Annotated in this window: 20 protein-coding genes; 16 read left to right on the top strand and 4 right to left on the bottom strand. The window is 47.3% G+C overall.

Annotation, left to right across the window (positions count from 1 at the left end; translation table 11 throughout):
* Positions 1-14 precede the first annotated feature (14 nt).
* The 9 genes from rpmJ (at position 15) to GEV47_RS18725 (ending at position 6,483) form a co-directional block, all read left to right on the top strand.
* Positions 15-128, top strand: coding sequence for a 50S ribosomal protein L36 (rpmJ, locus tag GEV47_RS18765; RefSeq protein ID WP_153236333.1), 114 nt, complete (start codon positions 15-17; stop codon positions 126-128).
* 27 nt (positions 129-155) lie between these two features.
* Complete coding sequence (rpsM, locus tag GEV47_RS18760; RefSeq protein WP_153236332.1) at positions 156-521, top strand: 30S ribosomal protein S13; 366 nt, start codon at positions 156-158, stop codon at positions 519-521.
* Between the two features lie 40 nt (positions 522-561).
* Positions 562-966, top strand: coding sequence for a 30S ribosomal protein S11 (gene rpsK / locus GEV47_RS18755; protein WP_153236331.1), 405 nt, complete (start codon positions 562-564; stop codon positions 964-966).
* A gap of 178 nt (positions 967-1,144) precedes the next feature.
* The gene (gene rpsD, locus GEV47_RS18750) at positions 1,145-1,768 is read left to right on the top strand and encodes a 30S ribosomal protein S4 (RefSeq protein WP_322741700.1); all 624 of its coding nucleotides are present in this window, start codon (positions 1,145-1,147) and stop codon (positions 1,766-1,768) included.
* Positions 1,769-1,869: 101 nt separating this feature from the next.
* The gene (locus GEV47_RS18745; protein WP_153236330.1) at positions 1,870-2,847 is read left to right on the top strand and encodes a DNA-directed RNA polymerase subunit alpha; all 978 of its coding nucleotides are present in this window, start codon (positions 1,870-1,872) and stop codon (positions 2,845-2,847) included.
* A gap of 167 nt (positions 2,848-3,014) precedes the next feature.
* On the top strand, positions 3,015-3,410 hold the full coding sequence (rplQ, locus tag GEV47_RS18740; RefSeq protein ID WP_153236329.1) for a 50S ribosomal protein L17: 396 nt from the start codon (positions 3,015-3,017) through the stop codon (positions 3,408-3,410).
* 84 nt (positions 3,411-3,494) lie between these two features.
* On the top strand, positions 3,495-3,827 hold the full coding sequence (gene cutA / locus GEV47_RS18735; RefSeq protein ID WP_153236328.1) for a divalent-cation tolerance protein CutA: 333 nt from the start codon (positions 3,495-3,497) through the stop codon (positions 3,825-3,827).
* Complete coding sequence (dsbD, locus tag GEV47_RS18730; RefSeq protein ID WP_153236327.1) at positions 3,820-5,724, top strand: protein-disulfide reductase DsbD; 1,905 nt, start codon at positions 3,820-3,822, stop codon at positions 5,722-5,724. Before cutA ends, dsbD begins: the two co-directional genes overlap by 8 nt.
* Positions 5,725-5,844: 120 nt before the next feature.
* Complete coding sequence (locus tag GEV47_RS18725; protein ID WP_153236326.1) at positions 5,845-6,483, top strand: peroxiredoxin; 639 nt, start codon at positions 5,845-5,847, stop codon at positions 6,481-6,483.
* 45 nt (positions 6,484-6,528) lie between these two features.
* Here the strand turns inward: GEV47_RS18725 and GEV47_RS18720 are convergent, their stop codons facing one another.
* From GEV47_RS18720 to yihA, 3 genes are all read right to left on the bottom strand, one after another.
* Positions 6,529-7,674 carry a magnesium transporter CorA family protein gene (locus GEV47_RS18720; protein WP_153236325.1) on the bottom strand — a complete coding sequence of 382 codons (1,146 nt, stop codon included), beginning with the start codon at positions 7,672-7,674 and terminating at the stop codon, positions 6,529-6,531.
* Positions 7,675-7,733: 59 nt separating this feature from the next.
* Positions 7,734-8,753 carry a porphobilinogen synthase gene (gene hemB, locus GEV47_RS18715; protein ID WP_153236324.1) on the bottom strand — a complete coding sequence of 340 codons (1,020 nt, stop codon included), beginning with the start codon at positions 8,751-8,753 and terminating at the stop codon, positions 7,734-7,736.
* Positions 8,754-9,423: 670 nt separating this feature from the next.
* The gene (gene yihA, locus GEV47_RS18710) at positions 9,424-10,128 is read right to left on the bottom strand and encodes a ribosome biogenesis GTP-binding protein YihA/YsxC (protein WP_153236323.1); all 705 of its coding nucleotides are present in this window, start codon (positions 10,126-10,128) and stop codon (positions 9,424-9,426) included.
* Positions 10,129-10,279: 151 nt separating this feature from the next.
* Here yihA and GEV47_RS18705 point away from each other — a divergent pair, with 151 nt between their 5' ends.
* The 7 genes from GEV47_RS18705 (at position 10,280) to GEV47_RS18675 (ending at position 17,636) form a co-directional block, all read left to right on the top strand.
* The gene (locus GEV47_RS18705; RefSeq protein ID WP_153236322.1) at positions 10,280-10,963 is read left to right on the top strand and encodes a c-type cytochrome; all 684 of its coding nucleotides are present in this window, start codon (positions 10,280-10,282) and stop codon (positions 10,961-10,963) included.
* Between the two features lie 195 nt (positions 10,964-11,158).
* Positions 11,159-13,372 carry a cytochrome c biogenesis protein ResB gene (locus GEV47_RS18700; RefSeq protein WP_153236321.1) on the top strand — a complete coding sequence of 738 codons (2,214 nt, stop codon included), beginning with the start codon at positions 11,159-11,161 and terminating at the stop codon, positions 13,370-13,372.
* Positions 13,373-13,429: 57 nt separating this feature from the next.
* Positions 13,430-14,575 (top strand): c-type cytochrome biogenesis protein CcsB, encoded by a 1,146-nt coding sequence (gene ccsB, locus GEV47_RS18695; RefSeq protein WP_153236356.1) that lies wholly within the window; start codon positions 13,430-13,432, stop codon positions 14,573-14,575.
* A 1-nt stretch (position 14,576) separates the two neighbouring features.
* Positions 14,577-15,218 (top strand): HAD family hydrolase, encoded by a 642-nt coding sequence (locus GEV47_RS18690; RefSeq protein ID WP_153236320.1) that lies wholly within the window; start codon positions 14,577-14,579, stop codon positions 15,216-15,218.
* Positions 15,219-15,383: 165 nt separating this feature from the next.
* Complete coding sequence (gene msrP, locus GEV47_RS18685; RefSeq protein ID WP_153236319.1) at positions 15,384-16,358, top strand: protein-methionine-sulfoxide reductase catalytic subunit MsrP; 975 nt, start codon at positions 15,384-15,386, stop codon at positions 16,356-16,358.
* Positions 16,359-16,369: 11 nt separating this feature from the next.
* A complete protein-coding gene (locus tag GEV47_RS18680; protein WP_153236318.1) occupies positions 16,370-17,035 on the top strand; it encodes a protein-methionine-sulfoxide reductase heme-binding subunit MsrQ in 666 nt (221 codons plus the stop codon).
* Between the two features lie 100 nt (positions 17,036-17,135).
* Positions 17,136-17,636 (top strand): DinB family protein, encoded by a 501-nt coding sequence (locus tag GEV47_RS18675; protein ID WP_153236317.1) that lies wholly within the window; start codon positions 17,136-17,138, stop codon positions 17,634-17,636.
* Here GEV47_RS18675 and lysA read toward each other — a convergent pair.
* Complete coding sequence (gene lysA, locus GEV47_RS18670; RefSeq protein WP_153236316.1) at positions 17,633-18,922, bottom strand: diaminopimelate decarboxylase; 1,290 nt, start codon at positions 18,920-18,922, stop codon at positions 17,633-17,635. The two genes, GEV47_RS18675 and lysA, sit on opposite strands and share 4 nt — an antisense overlap.
* Positions 18,923-18,926 lie beyond the last annotated feature (4 nt).

Raw genomic sequence — 18,926 nt, 5'->3', positions numbered from 1 at the left:
GAAAGAGGGCTACCATGAAAGTGCTCGCATCAGTTAAGAAGATCTGCCGTAATTGCAAGATCATTAAGCGCAAAGGCGTTCTACGCGTCATTTGTACAGAGCCGCGCCATAAACAGCGCCAAGGTTAATTAACGTTATTGATCGAGGAATAACGAATGGCACGTATTGCAGGGGTAAATATCCCAAATCATCAGCACACTGTTATTGGCCTAACGGCTATCTACGGTGTTGGTCGCCCACGTTCACAGAAAATCTGTGATGCAACAGGCATTTCGACCTCTAAAAAGGTCAAAGATCTAGACGATAACGAACTAGAGAAGCTACGCGATGAAATTGCAAAATTCATCGTTGAAGGTGATCTTCGTCGTGAATTGTCAATGAATATCAAGCGCCTGATGGATTTGGGTTGCTACCGTGGTATGCGTCACCGCAAAGGCTTGCCTTGCCGTGGTCAACGCACTCGCACTAACGCACGTACTCGCAAGGGTCCGCGCAAAGCCGCTCAATCGCTGAAGAAATAATTCACTGCGTTGATTTGTAGTCGGATTCAAGGAAATTATTATGGCAAAGTCCCCAAATAACGCCGCATCAGCACGCGTGCGTAAAAAAGTAAAAAAGAACGTTGCTGAAGGTATCGCACACGTTCACGCTTCTTTCAACAATACCATTATCACGATTACCGATCGTCAAGGTAACGCGTTATCATGGGCGACATCTGGTGGTGCTGGTTTTAAAGGCTCACGTAAGTCGACACCATTTGCAGCGCAGGTTGCAGCGGAAGCCGCTGGTAAAGTTGCGATTGAATGCGGTATCAAAAATCTGGAAGTTCGCATCAAAGGCCCAGGCCCAGGTCGCGAATCTGCAGTGCGCGCATTGAACAATCTTGGTATCAAAATTACTGAGATTCAAGACGTAACCCCAGTTCCACACAACGGTTGCCGTCCTCCTAAGCGCCGTCGTATCTAAGTATTTACGCTGCTAATTTAGATTTTCTTGAAATAGCAGCATGCAAGTGGCCCGCCAATGACCTTGGCGGGTTTTGTTCTTAAGCCCACCGTCTGATTGTTGGTAAGTCAGACTAGCGCTAGACCATTAGTTGTGTAAATAAGCATAACTCTAGCGTCACATTTTTAAAGGAAGTATCGTGGCACGTTATATCGGACCTAAAGCAAAACTTTCCCGCCGCGAAGGCACGGATCTGTTCCTGAAAAGCGCACGTCGCTCGTTGGACTCCAAGTGCAAACTGGATTCTAAGCCAGGTCAACATGGTCGCACTTCGGGTGCTCGTACCTCTGACTACGGTAATCAATTGCGCGAAAAGCAAAAAGTTAAACGTATGTACGGTATTTTGGAACGCCAATTCCGTCGTTATTTCGCCGAAGCTGATCGCCGTAAAGGCAACACCGGCGAAACTTTGCTGAAATTGTTAGAAGCGCGTTTGGACAACGTTGTATATCGTATGGGTTTTGGTTCGACTCGTGCTGAAGGCCGTCAATTGGTCTCGCACAAAGCGTTCACAGTCAACGGTAACGTTGTTAACATCGCTTCGTACCAAGTTAAAGCTGGTGACGTTATTGCTGTTCGTGAAAAATCGAAGAAACAAGTACGTATCATTGAAGCGTTGTCGCTGGCTGAACAAGTCGGTATGCCATCTTGGGTGTCTGTTGATGCCAAGAAGATGGAAGGCACATTCAAATCAGCACCAGATCGTAGTGATATCGCAGCAGACGTCAACGAATCGTTGATCGTCGAATTGTATTCACGTTAATCTGACAAGATTTTCTCCGCCCATCCTTCTGGATGGGCTTTTTTCGTAATGCCATCAGCCTTATCGGTGTAATGAGCCGAGGGTATTGAAAAGGACATTTCATGCAAAATAGTTTATTGAAGCCACGTATTATCGAAGTTGAAGCACTTGGTGCTGGTCACGCAAAAGTCGTGATGGAGCCATTTGAACGTGGCTATGGCCACACTTTAGGTAATGCGTTGCGCCGTGTATTGCTGTCGTCGATGACAGGTTATGCGCCGACCGAAGTTACTATCGCTGGCGTTGTACACGAGTATTCGTCATTAGATGGCGTGCAAGAAGACGTAGTTGATATTTTGTTGAACTTGAAAGGTGTTGTTTTCAAGTTGCATAATCGTGACGAAGTTACATTGAACTTGCGTAAAGGTGGTGAAGGCGCGGTATTGGCATCTGATATCGACCTGCCACATGACGTTGAACTCGTTAATCCAGACCACGTGATCGCCCATTTGACTGGCGGCGGTGAGTTGGATATGACAATCAAAGTTGAAAAAGGTCGCGGTTACGTTCCAGGTAATGTCCGTCGTCTGTCGGAAGATGCGAACAAAACTATCGGTCGTATCATTTTGGATGCGTCGTTTTCACCAGTACGTCGTGTTTCTTACGCGGTTGAATCAGCGCGCGTTGAGCAGCGTACCGATTTGGACAAGCTGATCATTAACATTGAAACCAATGGCGTGATCACACCAGAAGAAGCAATTCGTCAATCAGCGCGTGTATTAGTTGATCAATTGAATGTGTTCGCGGCATTGGAAGGTACTGAAGCAGCTGCTGAAGCGCCATCACGCGCACCGCAAGTTGATCCTATCTTGTTGCGTCCGGTTGATGATCTTGAGTTGACAGTACGTTCAGCTAACTGCCTGAAAGCAGAAAATATTTACTACATTGGTGACTTGATCCAACGTAGCGAAAATGAACTGTTGAAGACGCCAAACCTGGGCCGTAAGTCTTTGAATGAAATCAAAGAAGTATTGGCTTCGCGCGGTTTGACTCTGGGCATGAAGTTGGAAAACTGGCCTCCTGCAGGCTTGGATAAGTAATATTTGTTGTACTGGCAGGAGTGAGATAGAATCTCGCTCCTGTTACTGTGTTATGCCGTATTTATTGTAGTAAAACGTTAACCGGCCCGCAACCAAATAAATCTATATAGGTTTATCTAAGTTGATCGAAGAGCTGGATTTAAACTCAAAAACTGAAAGGAATTACCATGCGTCATCGTCACGGCTTACGTAAATTAAATCGTACCTCTTCCCACCGTCTTGCTATGCTGCGCAACATGACAGTATCGTTGCTGCGCCACGAAGCAATCAAGACTACTCTGCCAAAAGCAAAAGAATTGCGTCGCGTTATCGAACCGATTCTGACATTGGCCAAAACAGACACACTGGCAAACAAGCGTTTGGCATTTGCTCGCTTGCGTGATCGTGAAATGGTTACTAAATTGTTCGCTGAATTCGGCCCACGTTACGCAAATCGTAACGGCGGTTACTTGCGTATCCTGAAAATGGGTTTCCGCGTTGGTGACAATGCACCTATGGCTTACGTTGAATTGATGGATCGTCCAGAAGTCAGCGACGAAGCAAGCGTTCCAACTGCAGAGTAATATGTAGTTGCTATGCGATTGCTGTAATAAAAAAGCCAGGTTTAGCCTGGCTTTTTGCGTTTTTGAGTTCATGCCGAGGTCGTCATGCTTGACGCCATAATTATCATCAGTAATCTTCCTGATCTCGCCAGTGCAGAGCAATTGGCAAAGACATTGGTGGAACGTAAATTGGCCGCATGTGTCAATATCTTGCCTCAGGTGAATTCAATATATCGTTGGCAAGGACAGATTCAGCAGACGGCAGAAGTAACTGTCATGATTAAAACGATTGCACAACGTTATGATGAGATTGAGGTCGAAATTAAGGCTACGCATCCATATGATTTACCCGAAATAATTGCACTACCTATTACACACGGCTTACCGGCTTATCTAGATTGGATCGGCGTAGAAACCAAAAGGGATATACATGTTTAAGAGTAGCAGATTGCGTTTTAGTACATCAGCGATAGTCTTTGTCATTTTCAGTGTTCTTGCATGGGCAATGATGTCGCCGGCACATGCGGATGAAGATTATTTGGCGCCGGAAGCAGCCTTTAAATTTTCAGCGCGTATGGCCGATGCAAAAACAGCAGAGGTCACCTATGCGATTGCCGATGGCTATTACATGTATCGCGAGCGTTTTCATTTCTCTGCTGAAGGCGCCACTTTAGGTGAGCCTCAAATCCCTAAAGGCATCATCAAGTTCGATCCGACCTTTCAAAAAGATGTCGAGATTTATCACAACAGCATCACCGTTCGCATTCCGGTTGAAGCCACTGGCCCTTACACTTTGATAGTCACCGGCCAAGGGTGTGCAGATAGAGGTTTGTGCTATCCGCCATTGGAACATCGGATCACTTTATCGCCTGAGGGCGCAGTCGCCGGGAGTAAATTACTCGGTGCGATGGCTGCTGCTAAAGGTGCAGTTTCTGGCTTGGATACCCCAAACGCAGCAAACGCGAATAGCGATGCGGATATTAATCAACAACGTACCCTTGCAGATACCAAAGCTTTAAGCGCAATCTCAACAGCCAATAATGCAACAGATTCTGATGTCGGGCATATTGAGTCGTCATTAAAAGGCGGCAAGTTACTGGTGATTATGCCGCTGTTTTTCTTATTAGGATTAGGTTTGGCGTTCACACCTTGTGTGCTGCCTATGGTCCCGATTCTGTCGTCGATTATCGTAGGAGACAGCGCCCAGCAAACATCGGGCGCAGCATCACGCCGACGTGGCTTTATGCTATCCGTTGCCTATGCCTTGGGTATGGCCATTATTTATACGGCGCTTGGCGTCGCTGCAGGGCTGGCTGGTGAAGGTCTGGCGGCGATGTTGCAAAATCCATGGGTATTGTCGGCATTTGCGTTATTGATGGTTCTGATGGCCTTGTCGATGTTTGATGTCTATCAATTGCAATTGCCAGCATCTATGCAAACAAAATTGTCGCAAGCATCGGATAAGCAGTCCGCTGGCAAACTGGCCGGTGTATTTGTGATGGGGGCGCTTTCAGCATTGATCGTTGGACCTTGTGTCGCCGCACCGTTGGCTGGTGCATTGGTCTACATTAGCCAGACGCGCGATGTCGTGATCGGTGGCAGTGCCTTATTTGCGATGGCTGTTGGCATGAGCGTACCGTTGCTGTTAGTCGGCATTTCCGCCGGTACATTGTTGCCGCGTGCAGGGGCCTGGATGAATGCGGTTAAACGCTTTTTCGGCGTATTGATGTTGGGCGTTGCAATCTGGATGATTTCGCCAGTTATATCACCAGTTATACACATGTTGCTGTGGGCCGCATTAGGTATAGGCTACGGTGCCTATTTATTGTGGAACAAACCTTCTGGTTGGTTGGCCAAAGCATTGGGATTGGTATTTATGATATTGGGATTGTTGCAGTTAGTCGGCGCAGCCACAGGCGGCCGTGATGTTGCCAATCCCCTTGGACATTTGACTGGTCAGCAAGTTGCGCACACTGAATTTACGCGTGTGAAATCTGTTGCTGAGCTTGATGCTGCATTGGCCCAAACTAACGGTAAGCCAGCATTACTGGATTTTTATGCTGACTGGTGTGTATCGTGTAAAGAGATGGAAAAATTCACTTTTATTGATCCGCGTGTGCAATCGCGCTTCGCGAATATGGTGTTATTGCAAATTGATGTCACCGCCAATAATGAGGACGATAAAGCGATGCTCAAGCGCTTTAATTTGTTCGGCCCGCCGGGAATAATTTTATTTGATAAGCAAGGAAAAGAAATCAGCGGCAGCCGTGTGATTGGTTATCAGAATGCAGATAAATTTGTGCAATCACTAACTGCGTTAGATAAAATACAATAAAACCTGATGATGGTGTCGCTTATGGCATAAAGTTATGTAGATAGTCGTTAACAATCGTTAACTAATCCTGATAAGCCGACTATAGTTTGAAGTCTAGCCAACGGATTTTAGGAGACTGACATGACTTTACGTTTGGGCGACGTCGCCCCAGATTTTGAACAAGATTCTTCACTCGGCAAGATCAAGTTTTATGATTGGGTGGGCAAATCCTGGGTAGTCTTATTTTCACACCCTGCTGATTTCACGCCTGTTTGCACCACCGAGCTCGGCTTAACATCGAAGTTGAAATCAGAGTTTGAGAAACGTGGTGTCAAAGTGATTGCCTTGTCAGTTGATCCAGCAGACAAACATCAGGAATGGATCAAGGATATCAACGAAACGCAAAACACCGTGTTAGGTTTTCCTATCATTGCCGATGCGGATCGCAAGGTATCGGAGTTGTATGATTTGATCCATCCAAACGCCAGCACTACTGCTACAGTACGCTCGCTCTTTGTAATCGATCCAGACAAAAAACTGCGCCTGACGATTACTTATCCAGCGAGTACTGGTCGCAATTTCGATGAAATTTTACGCGTGATCGATTCGTTGCAATTGACCGATAGTCACTCGGTGGCGACACCAGTAAATTGGAAAGATGGTGACGATGTGGTGATTATTCCGTCGTTGCAAGATCCCGAAGTCCTCAAGCAAAAATTCCCGAAAGGCTACAAAGCGGTACGGCCTTATTTGCGTATTACGCCACAGCCGAATAAATAAGATTTTCAAATAACATGGGCGCCGTTGCTAGCGCCTATGTTATTTTTAATCGCGCACCAACGATGGTCGCTCCAGATAACGGCGATGTCGGAAATAGAGCAACATTACGATAACGACGACGACCATACTGGCCATTGTTAACCAAAAGCCGGTGGCATTTTTGAGGAGCGGCATGACCTCGAAATTCATGCCGAAAATCCCAGTGATTAAAGTCAGTGGCATAAACAACGCAGTGATCACAGTCAATACACGCATGATCTCATTAGTACGATGTGAAACTGCGGAGAAGTGAATTTGTACCGCTGATTCTATTGACGATTCTAGTCGACTCGCATGGTTCAACACACGCGTGATGTGTTCCATTACATCGTGTATTCGAACTAGCAACAGATCCTGATTACGACTGATGTCAGTGCCATTGTCCGAGCCGGTATCAACAAAATAATCGCGTAGTTCTTGCACGGCGTCGTGCTGCTCTTCACACAAACTTTCCAGCTTGCGCAATTCAATGCGCGCATCTAACAAAGTCAGCCAATCCTTGAAAGGTCGAGCAGGATCCAATAAAGCTCGTTGCCAACGATCTAACTGTGCTGTCAAAGGCTGACGCAATTCCAGATATTTATCGACCATCGCATTCAACAGACGCAGCATCAAATCTTCAGGCGACACTGGCAAGCGATTGCCATGCAAAGATTTATTGTTTTTACTCACATAATCTAATAAACGACTACGTACTGCCGCGATGGTGCGACTGTGATGTTCGTGCACTGTGACGAGTGCGTTGTCGAAAAGAAAAAATGTAATCGGCTGTGTGACCAGATTGTTCAATGCTGGCAGCACTTTACGTTTGCCGTTGGCTTGACTGTCATGTGACGCTTCATCATTATCAACCGTGCCAACTGCTGATGCGGTAACGCTATTACCATGGACAGACAGTTTGCGAAATACCAGCATGCCGTAATCTTGGGTTGAATCGAAATACGATGGATGTGCCGAGTTAATGGCATCAATCAAATGCGGGTCGTAAATGTGAGTTCCAGTCGCTGCCGCAATCGCATCACGCCAGCACTCAGGATCGGCTGCGACTTCTTCGTGGGTGCAATCTATCCACAGAAAGCCAGATGATGGTGGTGATGGCGGTAGGTCACTGCTTTGGCTGACTTGATTGTCGCCGATTAAAAATATTTCCATGGGCAGTGTAGAGAGAGTGCGCTATGCGCATAAGGCGCATAGCGTTAAAGAGAGTATGCTCAGTTTTTCCGTAAATGGCGTGCAATATCCAATGCAAAATAAGTCAGCACGCCATCTGCGCCCGCTCGCTTAAACGCAAGCATGGCTTCCATCATAGTTCTGTCATGATCGAGCCAGCCATTTTGTGCCGCAGCTTTGATCATCGCATATTCTCCACTGACCTGATACGCAAAAGTCGGCACCTTAAATTCATCTTTGACGCGTCGTACAATATCCAGATACGGCATGCCCGGTTTTACCATCACCATGTCAGCACCTTCGGCCAAGTCCAATGCCACTTCACGTAGTGCTTCGTTGCTGTTGGCAGGGTCCATTTGATACGTATTTTTACTGCTCTTGCCCAGATTGGCCGCAGAGCCAACCGCATCGCGGAACGGGCCGTAAAATGCCGATGCATACTTAGCTGAATACGCCATGATGCGGGTGTGAATATGACCGTGCGCTTCTAGCGCAGTACGGATTGCTCCGATACGGCCATCCATCATGTCCGACGGCGCAACCACGTCTACGCCAGCGTCGGCTTGTACCAATGCTTGTTTGACTAAAAGCTCACACGTTTCGTCGTTGAGCACATAACCATCCGCATTCAGTACGCCATCCTGACCGTGGCTGGTGTACGGATCGAGTGCAACGTCAGTCAAAATACCTAATTCCGGGAAGCGCTGCTTAAGTTCGCGTACGGCACGTGGAATCAGTCCTTTCGGATTGGTTGCCTCAATCCCATCAGGCGTTTTTAGCGTCGGATTGATCACAGGGAATAGCGCAAGAACCGGAATCCCAAGTTCTACGCATTCTTCCGCAACATGTAGTAATAAATCAACAGAAAGCCGTTCAACGCCAGGCATTGATGCAACTTTATCGCGCTGATTGATGCCATCCAAAACAAACACCGGATAAATCAAATCGGCGACCGTAACAGTGTTCTCACGCATCATGGCGCGAGAAAAAGCATCTTTACGCATACGACGCATACGTACGGCAGGGAAGGCAAGAGGGTGTGATTTTGGTGTGTTATGCATAGCAGCGCTCTTAGTTAGTGACTCGTTATGCTAGCAGCCAAACTAGCGAAATTGACAGAAAAAAATGATGTTTTTTTTGCACCTGCTAATTTAGCCGGACTGACAACTAGAATAATAAATGGAGAGAAATGAGAGAGAAATGAAAAAAAGTATGAACTTTTTAGATTATGTCGTCTCATAGCGATAGGTACTTTCACCTCCCGCTTCCCTCCCTGAGCGGGGCCACGTCGCTTTTCGGTTTTATGTCATCAGTGATGAGGCAATTCCGCCCTAGAGATAATCCCCTTTCTCTAGGGCATTTTTATGGGCGCTTGCAAACCTACTGCGCGAATCAATCTCAAATTTGCGATGCTCACCGTACTAAAGTACGGCTGCGCTTCTCAATTTGACTTTGATCCGCTCGCTACGGTTTTCAAACGCCCATCTTACTTTCTATTTCTAGATCAAAGCTGCTTCTCGCAACGGTTTTCAAGGCGCTCATCTTTCTTCCGTACTGATGTTACGTCGGGCGGCGGTTGGTATCGCATCTGGCCCTCAGTAAGGCGAATCCCAAAAAGATAGATATTGATATCTTGGCAAGTAACACAGGCCTACTCCTGCCACCGATATTTACGCTAAAAGACCGTGAGGGCCAAATGCGATACCAACCGCCGCTCGACGTAACATCAATCTACGTATTTACGTCTGTATCAATCACTTCAGCATCGTCTTGATCATTCAATCCTGCCAATTCCAAAATCCGCTGATCGGCTTCTTCTATTCCTGTGCGTTTCAAAGCTGAAAACAATTGTGCGGTGAATGGCAATGGTTGTTGATTTTCATCGACATAACTGGCTAAGAACGTGTGCGCCTGGCGTAGGGCATTGGTGGCGTCGTTGCGATTGAGTTTGTCGGCTTTGCTTAAAATGCAATGAATGGGCTTGCCGGTGGGGGCAAACCAGTCCACCATTTGTATGTCTAGCTCGGTAAACGGGCGGCGTGAATCGACAATTAATACCAATGCCGCTAATTGTTCGCGCCGACGGACGTAATCCCCCAGTAAACCTTGCCAGTGAAGCTTGGCCGAGCCAGAGACTTCAGCGTAACCATAGCCGGGTAAATCGACTAATAAAGCGCGAATTTCGTCAACTTTGGTTTCATCCTTGCGATGTTGCGCAACATGCGCACCGCCAATAGAGAAAAAGTTGATATGTTGTGTGCGACCAGGCGTTTTTGACGCGAAAGCTAATTTTTTCTGATTGCATAAAATATTAAGAGCAGTCGATTTGCCGGCGTTAGAGCGGCCAGCAAATGCAATTTCTGGCACTTGTGTTTGTGGTAAGTCACGTAGATGATTTACCGTTGTAAAGAAGCGGGCTTGCCAGAGTTGGGACATGGATAAGAGAAAATACGATGGAGCGGCGAAAATGCCGAAAAGCTATTGTACAATAAGGGGTTATATCCCGTTGCATTAGTCTTCGGACTGCATGCAGGGAATTGTCACCAAGGCCGATCTTAAATCTAACATTAAGTCTCAGGGTGTTTGAATGAACAGTGCGTTTCTACCAGCTTTGAAATCCTTGTTTGCATCTTTGTTAGTCGCCGCATTTGCGCTCTCTGCTACCACGGCCTCAGCTGCCGATGTGCCAGTAGCCGCTAAACCTGATCTTACCAAAGGTGAAGCGCTATATACCAACGGCGACGCCACCCGAAATATCACAGCCTGTATTTCTTGCCACGGCGCTGCTGGTGCTTCTACCATCAGCCAAAACCCAAAATTGGGTGGCCAGCACGCCGCGTACATTCATAAGCAATTAACTGACTTCAAAGCCGGGACTCGCAGCAACCCGGTCATGTCGGCAATGGCAGCAGGGCTGACCGATGACGATATGAAAAATATTGCAGCGTATCTGGATGTGCAAAAAGTTAAGCCGGGCGCTGCTAAAGATGCGAGCACATTGGACTTAGGTAAGCATATTTACCGCGCCGGCATCGCAGAAAAAAGCGTACCAGCTTGTGCCGCTTGTCACAGCCCGAATGGCGCCGGAATTCCTAATCAATTTCCCCGTATCGGTGGACAGCATCAAGATTATACGACGACTGAATTGACCAACTTCCGTAATGGAACGCGTAAAAACGGGCCGATGATGACGACCATTGCCAGTCGCATGTCAGATGATGAAATCAAAGCCGTTGCCGATTACATCGCAGGTTTGGGCGACGTGAAATAAGTTTGTTCAGCTGATCAAACTAATTAAATGGGCGGCTATGGCCGCCCTTTTTCTTTTTTAACAAGATGGGAAAGGCCCAAATTGTGTCCGTGGCGTTATATCCCTTAGCTGTATTGACGTATTTTTTTCATCGGTAAGATTGGTTAAACTCACTGCTGAAATAGATTGCATTAAGTTTTATAAAGAAAATGACATATGAGCACCAGTAGCAAACACCAGCCGAGTACTGACGTCGATGCCGATGCCAATGTAGTCGCAGCTGCGGCTGTCACCTATACCGGCGGTATTCAGCTTAAAACCCGCTTCAGCTGGTTTGCAGAGTTTATCGAGCTCATTTCTTCCATGCGCTTCGCCATCAGCTTGCTGACCTTGATCGCTATCGCTTCGACTATCGGTACAGTGCTCAAACAAGACGAGCCGATGCCCAATTATGTCAATCAGTTCGGACCATTCTGGTTTGATGTGTTCGCCAAACTTGGCTTGTACTCAGTGTATTCAACCTGGTGGTTTTTGCTGATCATGGCGTTTTTAGTGGTTTCAACGTCGTTATGTATTAGTCGTAATGCACCCAAAATATTGAAAGATTTGCGCAGTTGGCGTGAAAATGTGCGCGAACAATCGTTGCGCAATTTTCATCATAAAGGCGAATGGACGGTGCCAGTCGCGCCCGAAACATTAACGCAGCAGTTGTTGGCGCGAATTAACGCTAAAGGTTATAAAACCAAGGTTGTACAAAAAGACAATGCAATTTTGATTAGCGCCAAACAAGGCGCAGCAAATAAGTGGGGTTATATTTTTGCCCACAGCGCGATTGTGATTATTTGCATAGGGGCTTTGCTCGATTCCAATTTGCCGATACGCGCACAGAAATGGCTATACGGTAAAACCGATTTCAACGGCAGTGGTTTGATTGCCGATATTGGCCCTGAACATCGACTTGGGCTCGGCAATCCTACCTTCCGCGGGAATACATTGATTCCCGAGGGCGCGGCGAGTAGTACTGCAGTAATTCCGCAAGCAAATGGCGTGCTGATTCAAGATTTGCCATTCACCTTGCAGCTCAAGCATTTTGTGATCGATTTCTACAGCACTGGCATGCCCAAGTTGTTTGCCAGCGATGTGGTGTTGCGCGATAACCAAACTGGCGAAACCATTAGCGCTACGATCAAGGTCAATCATCCATTGATCTATAAGGGAATAGCAATTTATCAATCAAGTTTTGAGGATGGCGGCAGCAAGTTAAAGCTCACTGCGTTCCCGATGACTGGTGATAAAGACGCAACTTTCCCGATCGCGGGCGAGGTTAACGGCAGCACACCATTGGATGCAAAGAGCGCCAATACGAATAGTCAATATACGATACAGTGGTCAGGTTTCCGTCCGTTTAACGTAGAGAATATGGCCGAGCAAGGGCAAGATTTGCGCGCGGTGTCCAAATCCAAAAGTTTGAATCAGCAATTGGCGGAAGACATCAGCAAGCACATGGGTTCTGGCGCCAAAAGCGCGGTCGTTAAAGACTTGAAAAACGTCGGTCCGAGCGTGCAATACATACTGCTTGATAGCGCCGGTCAGAAGCGTGAGTTCAGTAACTATATGCAACCGGTCAAAGTTGATGACGATTATGTATTTTTAACCGGCGTGCGGGATAAGCCGGATGACGCTTTCCGGTACTTACGTATTCCTGCCGATGACAATGATGAGGTAACCGAGTGGATGCGCCTGCGCGCTGCTTTGAATAATCCGGCTTTGCGTGTACAAGCTGCTCAACGTTACGCACAACGCGCCATTGCAGAAAATCGAGACGGCAGCGCATTATTACGCGCACAATTGGAACAGTCTGCCGAACGTGGTCTATCCTTATTTGCAGGCGACGGTAAACAAGCTGGTTACTTGGCGATCTCGACATTTTTAGAGCAAGTGCCGCAACAGGAGCAAGAAAAAGCCGCCGATATTTTCATGAAAATTCTCAATGGTAGTTTGTGGGATTTATGGCAAGTCGCTCGTGAAAAAGATGGTTTGAAAGATATGCCTGCTGACGAAAAGCATGGTCGTTTTTTACAGTTGAGTGCCAATGCTTTATCCGATGCCAGTTTTTACGGCGCACCGGTTTATTTGCAACTGAACAGCTTTGAAGAGATCAAAGCATCAGTCTTTCAGGTGACGCGTTCGCCGGGCAAAAAAGTTGTCTATCTCGGCTGCTTATTCCTGGTGCTTGGCGTATTTTCGATGCTGTACGTGCGTGAACGTCGACTGTGGGTTTGGATCAGATCGGATAGTAATGGCTATGGTCAATCCCATGCCTTGATGGCAATGAGTACGCAGCGTAAGACGCTGGATTTTGAAAAAGAATTTGAAGTAATGAAAACGCAGTTGATGCAGTTAGAAGCAGAATCAAAAGCACAAAAATAATTGACGATAAGCGTTACGCAATCAACATAAATGATTGCAAGTGCGACGGAGAAAATGATGGAATTGACACAAACATACTCACCGCCAGCTGGCTTTTTCAAGCAGCTGTCAGTGTTCGATTGGCTCTTCTCCGCAGCGTTGTTTGCGGCGGCCATTTTCGCGTTTAATCGTTACGGCGCGCATATGGATTACTACGAAAAAGGTGTGCTGCTTTTGGCCGCTCCGACTTTTTCATGGCTGGGTTGGCATTGGAAATCCGTGCGCTGGTTGATGGCCCTGTTGGCAGTGTTGGCACTGTCGGCAATTGCGCTATACGGTGGTTCGCTGGACATGGCGAACAAGAGTTTTTTCCTTAAATATATGCTCTCAAGCCAATCCGCAATTTTGTGGATGAGTCTGTTATTTTTCTTGTCTACCATGTTTTACTGGGTGGGTTTTCTCGCTCGCTCCGAATCGAATATGTCGATAGCCTCGAAGCTATGCTGGGCAGCGGTGGTGTTGGGTTTCACAGGCATGTTGGTGCGCTGGTATGAGTCATACCTGATTGGTGCTGACATTGGTCATATTCCTATCTCCAATCTGTATGAAGTGTTCATTCTGTTTAGCATGATTACCGCGCTGTTTTATTTGTATTACGAACAGCGCTACGCTACACGTCAGCTGGGGCCATTCGTATTGTTGGTGATCTCGGCCGCCGTAGGATTTTTGTTGTGGTACACGGTGGCGCGCAATGCGGCCGAAATTCAACCATTGGTGCCAGCGTTGCAAAGCTGGTGGATGAAAATCCATGTGCCGGCTAACTTTATCGGCTACGGTACGTTTGCATTATCGGCAATGGTGGCAAGTGCCTATTTGCTGAAATCGCATGGCTATTTTGTTGATCGTTTACCGTCGCTGGAAGTGCTGGATGACGTGATGTACAAAGCGATTGCGGTTGGTTTTACCTTCTTTACGATTGCCACCATTCTGGGCGCATTGTGGGCAGCAGAAGCGTGGGGCGGTTATTGGTCTTGGGATCCGAAAGAAACCTGGGCGCTGATCGTCTGGCTCAATTATGCTGCCTGGTTGCATATGCGCTTGATGAAGGGCTTACGTGGCAAAGTCGCGGCATGGTGGGCCTTGGTCGGTCTGCTGGTAACAACCTTTGCTTTCCTTGGTGTGAATATGTTCTTGTCCGGCCTGCATTCTTACGGAGAGTTGTGATTTGAAGTCTGAACCAATTGAACTGATTATTTTTGATTCAGATGGCACCTTGGTGGATAGCGAAGGATTGACTGACGAAGCCATTGTTGCCTGTGCGGCAGAATTTGGTGCGCAACTTTCGCTAGCGGAAATGGAGCGGTTCAAAGGTGGCAATATGAATGACTGTATTGCCCACATAGAAAGTGTGCGCGGAACACCCTTGCCCCGCACTGCATTTCAAGCGTTATTGCGCGAGTATGCATTCACTTTATATCAGCAGCGCTTGCAGCCGATAGCCGGTGCGCCAGCATTGTTGCAGGCTCTCAAAACACCGTTTTGCCTGGCATCAAATGGTCCGCGCGAAAAAATTGAGCATTGTTTAAAGATCACAAGTTTATTTCACCATTTCGAACAAGACATTTTTAGCGCTTATGAAGTCGGGGCATGGAAGCCAGCCCCAGATTTGTTCTTGCACGCAGCACAACAAAAAGGTGTCGCGCCTTCACGTTGCGTGGTGGTTGAAGATAGTATTCCCGGCGTACAAGCGGGGATTGCTGCAGGGATGCGCGTATTCGCGTTGCAAGCAGGGCACACCAAGGCTAACTTCCCACCCGAGGTTACCGTTATTTCGGCCTTGTCGGAATTGCATCAACACTTGATGTAAACCAAATTACGTCAATCGATGCTGTAAATTGCTTTGACCCTATCAACTTTTGGTTGTTTAGGGTGTTCCCAAAAATTAGCGTGTAGACTATTTGTTGTGTAAGGAATGGCGTCGATGTCCGACCAAGCTCCATCACCTCGAACATCGACTCATAGGAGTATCAACATGCTAATCCATCGCCGCAATAACGGTATCGATTTACCGTTTTCCTCCGAAATTACCCCGCGCGAAGTGTTTGAATCGCGCCGTAGTTTTATCAAGCAAGTCGCGGTTGGTTCGATTGCCAGCGCGAGCCTGCTGGAAATGACAACACGCTCTGCCTGGGCGCAGTCTGGCCAAAAACTGGCCGCAAAATCCAATCCGGCTTTCGTTGTGATGGATAAGCAGACACCATACAAAGACGCCACCACCTACAACAATTACTACGAATTCGGCACCGACAAATCGGATCCCGCTCAAACTGCTGGCACTCTCAAGCCGCGGCCATGGTCAGTAGTGATTGAAGGTGAGGTCAAAAAGCCGATGACGCTTGATCTTGATAATTTGATGAAATTAACTTCATTGGAAGAGCGCGTTTATCGCCATCGCTGCGTTGAAGGCTGGTCGATGGTGATTCCGTGGATAGGTTATTCCCTATCCAATCTGATTAAAAAAGTTGAGCCGACTGGTAACGCAAAATATGTCGAATTTGTTACGCTGGCCGACAGTAAACAGATGCCCGGTTTGCGTAGTTCAGTGTTGCAATGGCCCTACACCGAAGGTTTACGTATGGACGAGGCGATGCATCCATTGGCTTTGCTCGCATTCGGTATGTATGGCGAAGTGTTGCCTAACCAAAATGGCGCGCCAGTGCGCATGGTCGTACCTTGGAAGTATGGGTTTAAATCGGCAAAGTCTATTGTCAAAATTCGCTTCCTGAAAGAGCAACCAAAGACCTCCTGGAATCTTTCGGCACCTAACGAGTATGGTTTTTATTCCAACGTCAATCCAAATGTTGATCATCCGCGTTGGTCACAAGCTACCGAGCGCCGCATCGGTGAAGACGGTTTCTTCACTAGAAAACGTCCAACCCTGATGTTTAATGGCTATAACGATGTTGCTTCGCTTTATGCGGGTATGGACTTGAAGAGGTTTTTCTGATGGGTGCCGCGATGTCTTTTACTCCAACACCCAAACAATTTAAATGGCTAAAAGCGACGCTGTTTGTATTGGCATTAATTCCTGCTGGACGGCTATTGGTGTATGCGTTCACCGATCAATTGGGCGCAAATCCGATCGAATTTATCACTCGTGCGACTGGTGACTGGACGCTGTATTTTCTCTGCATTACGTTGGCGGTGACTCCGTTACGCCGTCTGACAAAATGGAATTGGCTGGTCAAATTACGTCGCATGTCAGGGCTGTTTGCTTTTTTTTATGTCTCCTTGCACTTCACGACTTTTTTCTGGTTCGATCATTTTTTCGACATCGGCGAAATGCTGAAAGACGTCTACAAACGCCCGTTTATCACAGTGGGATTTAGTGCCTTCGTTTTGTTGATTCCACTTGCCGTGACCAGCACCAATGGCATGATCAAACGGCTAGGTGGCAAGCGCTGGCAATGGTTGCATCGCTTGGTGTATCTGGTAGCTATGCTGGGGATATTGCATTTCTGGTGGATGCGCGCTGGGAAACACAATTTTGAAAAGCCGATTATCTTCGGTACCATTGTGGGTGTATTACTGTTAGCACGCGTGTATTGGTATCTCAAGCAGAAACGTGCCGCACGTGTGCCGGAGAGAGGGAGTGGCCGTCAGGTTACATCGGCTTCAAGCTAATTGGTTTGAATTGAAAAGTGTTATGCTCGGCTCGACGAGGCTGCAAAATCAAACATTAATCGAATTTTTACGCCATAGCACTTTCAATGAAATAACGCCTATGAATGCCATTACTCTCGATACCCTCAAAGCTTTTCCGCAACAGTTGGAAGCACATTACGCTGCAATACCTGCCGAATACAAAAATTGGGCACCGGACTCTTGGGATGGTGTGCCGAGCGAACCATTCACGGCGATTGAGCAGATCTGTCATGTGCGCGATATTGAAATCGAAGGTTATCATCTGCGCTTTCACCGGACGCTTAATGAAGTTCATCCGACTTTGCTCGACATTGATAGCATCACTATCACTAAAGAACGTCCGTATGCGACATCCAATCCTGCGGAAGTTTTCAACGCATTTCGGATAGCACGCGCCAAGACAGTCGCGTTGATTTCAAATTTACGTCCTGCTGATTTTGAGCGCACCGCCGTATTTTTAGGCTATGGCCCTTTAACGCTGCGCAGCCTTGTGCATTATCTATGCAGCCACGACCAACAACATCTGGCCGGGCTGCAATGGCTACTGGGGAAAATAGAAGCTTCTCGTGCCGGGCCTTAACTTAGCTTAGACTCTAACGCAAACAAGTCTTTTGCATCTTCACGCTGGCGTATCAAATGCACACGATCGCCATCTATCATTACTTCGGCCGCGCGGCCACGCGTGTTGTAGTTCGATGCCATCGTCATGCCATATGCACCGGCAGAGAAAAATGCCAGCAAGTCGCCTTCAGACACGGCTAAATCGCGTGCGCGCGCCAGCCAATCGCCAGATTCACATACCGGACCAACCACATCGTAGGTAATGCTTTGCGCCTGCGAATTTTTTTCTGCTACCGTTTGTACGCCATGCCAAGCCTGATAAAGCGCAGGGCGCGCCAAGTCGTTCATCGCGGCATCAACGATCGCAAAATTTTTAGTTTCGCCATGTTTGAGATATTGAATTTCCGTCAGCATCACGCCCATATTGCCGCTGATAGAGCGACCTGGCTCAAACATGATGGTGAGCGGTGCGCCTTGATATTTCGCTTTGCGCCATGCATCAATATGGGCGAAGACGCGACCAAGGTAATCGCCAACAGCAACAGGTTGTTCATCGTCATAAGTGATGCCAATGCCGCCACCCAAATCGATATGATGTAGATGAATGCCTTCGCTAGTTAACTGATCAAATAATGCGATCAATTTGTCGAGCGCTTCCAGCAATGGCGCATCATCGAGCAGTTGCGAACCGATGTGGCAATCAATGCCAGCAACATCAATATGCGGTAACGCTGCAGCCGTGCGATAGCATTCCAGCGCATCATCGTAAGCGACGCCGAATTTATTATCTTTGAGGCCGGTCGAAATATATGGATGCGTTTTAGCATCAACATCAGGATTAACGCGCAAAGAAATTGCCGCACGTTTTCCCATTTCTCCTGCAACTTCATTCAAGCGATGTAATTCAGGAATCGATTCGACGTTAAAGCATAAAATGTCGTGCGATAGCGCCAGGCGCATCTCGTCACGGGTTTTGCCAACGCCAGAGAAAATGACTTTGCGCGGATCGCCGCCAGCGGCTAACACACGCAATAATTCACCTGCAGAGACAATGTCAAATCCCGAGCCGAGTTGGTTCAGCACTTGCAGTACGGCCAGATTAGAATTGGATTTAACCGAATAGCAAATCAGCGTTTCTGATGGGTTGCGATTGCCAGCAGCGCAAGCATTGGCGTAAGCAGAATAATTTTCAACTAAGGCCGCTTTGGAATAGATATAAGTTGGTGTGCCAAATTGTTTGGCAATGTCTGATAACGCGACATTTTCGACGTGTAATTGGCCGTGCTGATAAGAGAAATGAGGCATGTCG

The sequence above is a fragment of the Glaciimonas soli genome (assembly GCF_009497155.1).
In the GTDB taxonomy this organism is placed as follows: domain Bacteria; phylum Pseudomonadota; class Gammaproteobacteria; order Burkholderiales; family Burkholderiaceae_D; genus Glaciimonas; species Glaciimonas soli.
This window is presented reverse-complemented; position numbering and strand designations above follow the sequence as displayed.

Bases quoted from the DNA above. Each gene is read 5' to 3' on its own strand.
- rpmJ (WP_153236333.1), top strand. From the start codon at position 15: ATGAAAGTGCTCGCATCAGTTAAGAAGATCTGCCGTAATTGCAAGATC.
- rpsM (WP_153236332.1), top strand. From the start codon at position 156: ATGGCACGTATTGCAGGGGTAAATATCCCAAATCATCAGCACACTGTT.
- rpsK (WP_153236331.1), top strand. From the start codon at position 562: ATGGCAAAGTCCCCAAATAACGCCGCATCAGCACGCGTGCGTAAAAAA.
- GEV47_RS18745 (WP_153236330.1), top strand. From the start codon at position 1,870: ATGCAAAATAGTTTATTGAAGCCACGTATTATCGAAGTTGAAGCACTT.
- rplQ (WP_153236329.1), top strand. From the start codon at position 3,015: ATGCGTCATCGTCACGGCTTACGTAAATTAAATCGTACCTCTTCCCAC.
- cutA (WP_153236328.1), top strand. From the start codon at position 3,495: ATGCTTGACGCCATAATTATCATCAGTAATCTTCCTGATCTCGCCAGT.
- dsbD (WP_153236327.1), top strand. From the start codon at position 3,820: ATGTTTAAGAGTAGCAGATTGCGTTTTAGTACATCAGCGATAGTCTTT.
- GEV47_RS18725 (WP_153236326.1), top strand. From the start codon at position 5,845: ATGACTTTACGTTTGGGCGACGTCGCCCCAGATTTTGAACAAGATTCT.
- GEV47_RS18720 (WP_153236325.1), bottom strand. From the start codon at position 7,674: ATGGAAATATTTTTAATCGGCGACAATCAAGTCAGCCAAAGCAGTGAC.
- hemB (WP_153236324.1), bottom strand. From the start codon at position 8,753: ATGCATAACACACCAAAATCACACCCTCTTGCCTTCCCTGCCGTACGT.
- yihA (WP_153236323.1), bottom strand. From the start codon at position 10,128: ATGTCCCAACTCTGGCAAGCCCGCTTCTTTACAACGGTAAATCATCTA.
- GEV47_RS18705 (WP_153236322.1), top strand. From the start codon at position 10,280: ATGAACAGTGCGTTTCTACCAGCTTTGAAATCCTTGTTTGCATCTTTG.
- GEV47_RS18700 (WP_153236321.1), top strand. From the start codon at position 11,159: ATGAGCACCAGTAGCAAACACCAGCCGAGTACTGACGTCGATGCCGAT.
- ccsB (WP_153236356.1), top strand. From the start codon at position 13,430: ATGGAATTGACACAAACATACTCACCGCCAGCTGGCTTTTTCAAGCAG.
- msrP (WP_153236319.1), top strand. From the start codon at position 15,384: ATGCTAATCCATCGCCGCAATAACGGTATCGATTTACCGTTTTCCTCC.
- GEV47_RS18680 (WP_153236318.1), top strand. From the start codon at position 16,370: ATGTCTTTTACTCCAACACCCAAACAATTTAAATGGCTAAAAGCGACG.
- GEV47_RS18675 (WP_153236317.1), top strand. From the start codon at position 17,136: ATGAATGCCATTACTCTCGATACCCTCAAAGCTTTTCCGCAACAGTTG.
- lysA (WP_153236316.1), bottom strand. From the start codon at position 18,922: ATGCCTCATTTCTCTTATCAGCACGGCCAATTACACGTCGAAAATGTC.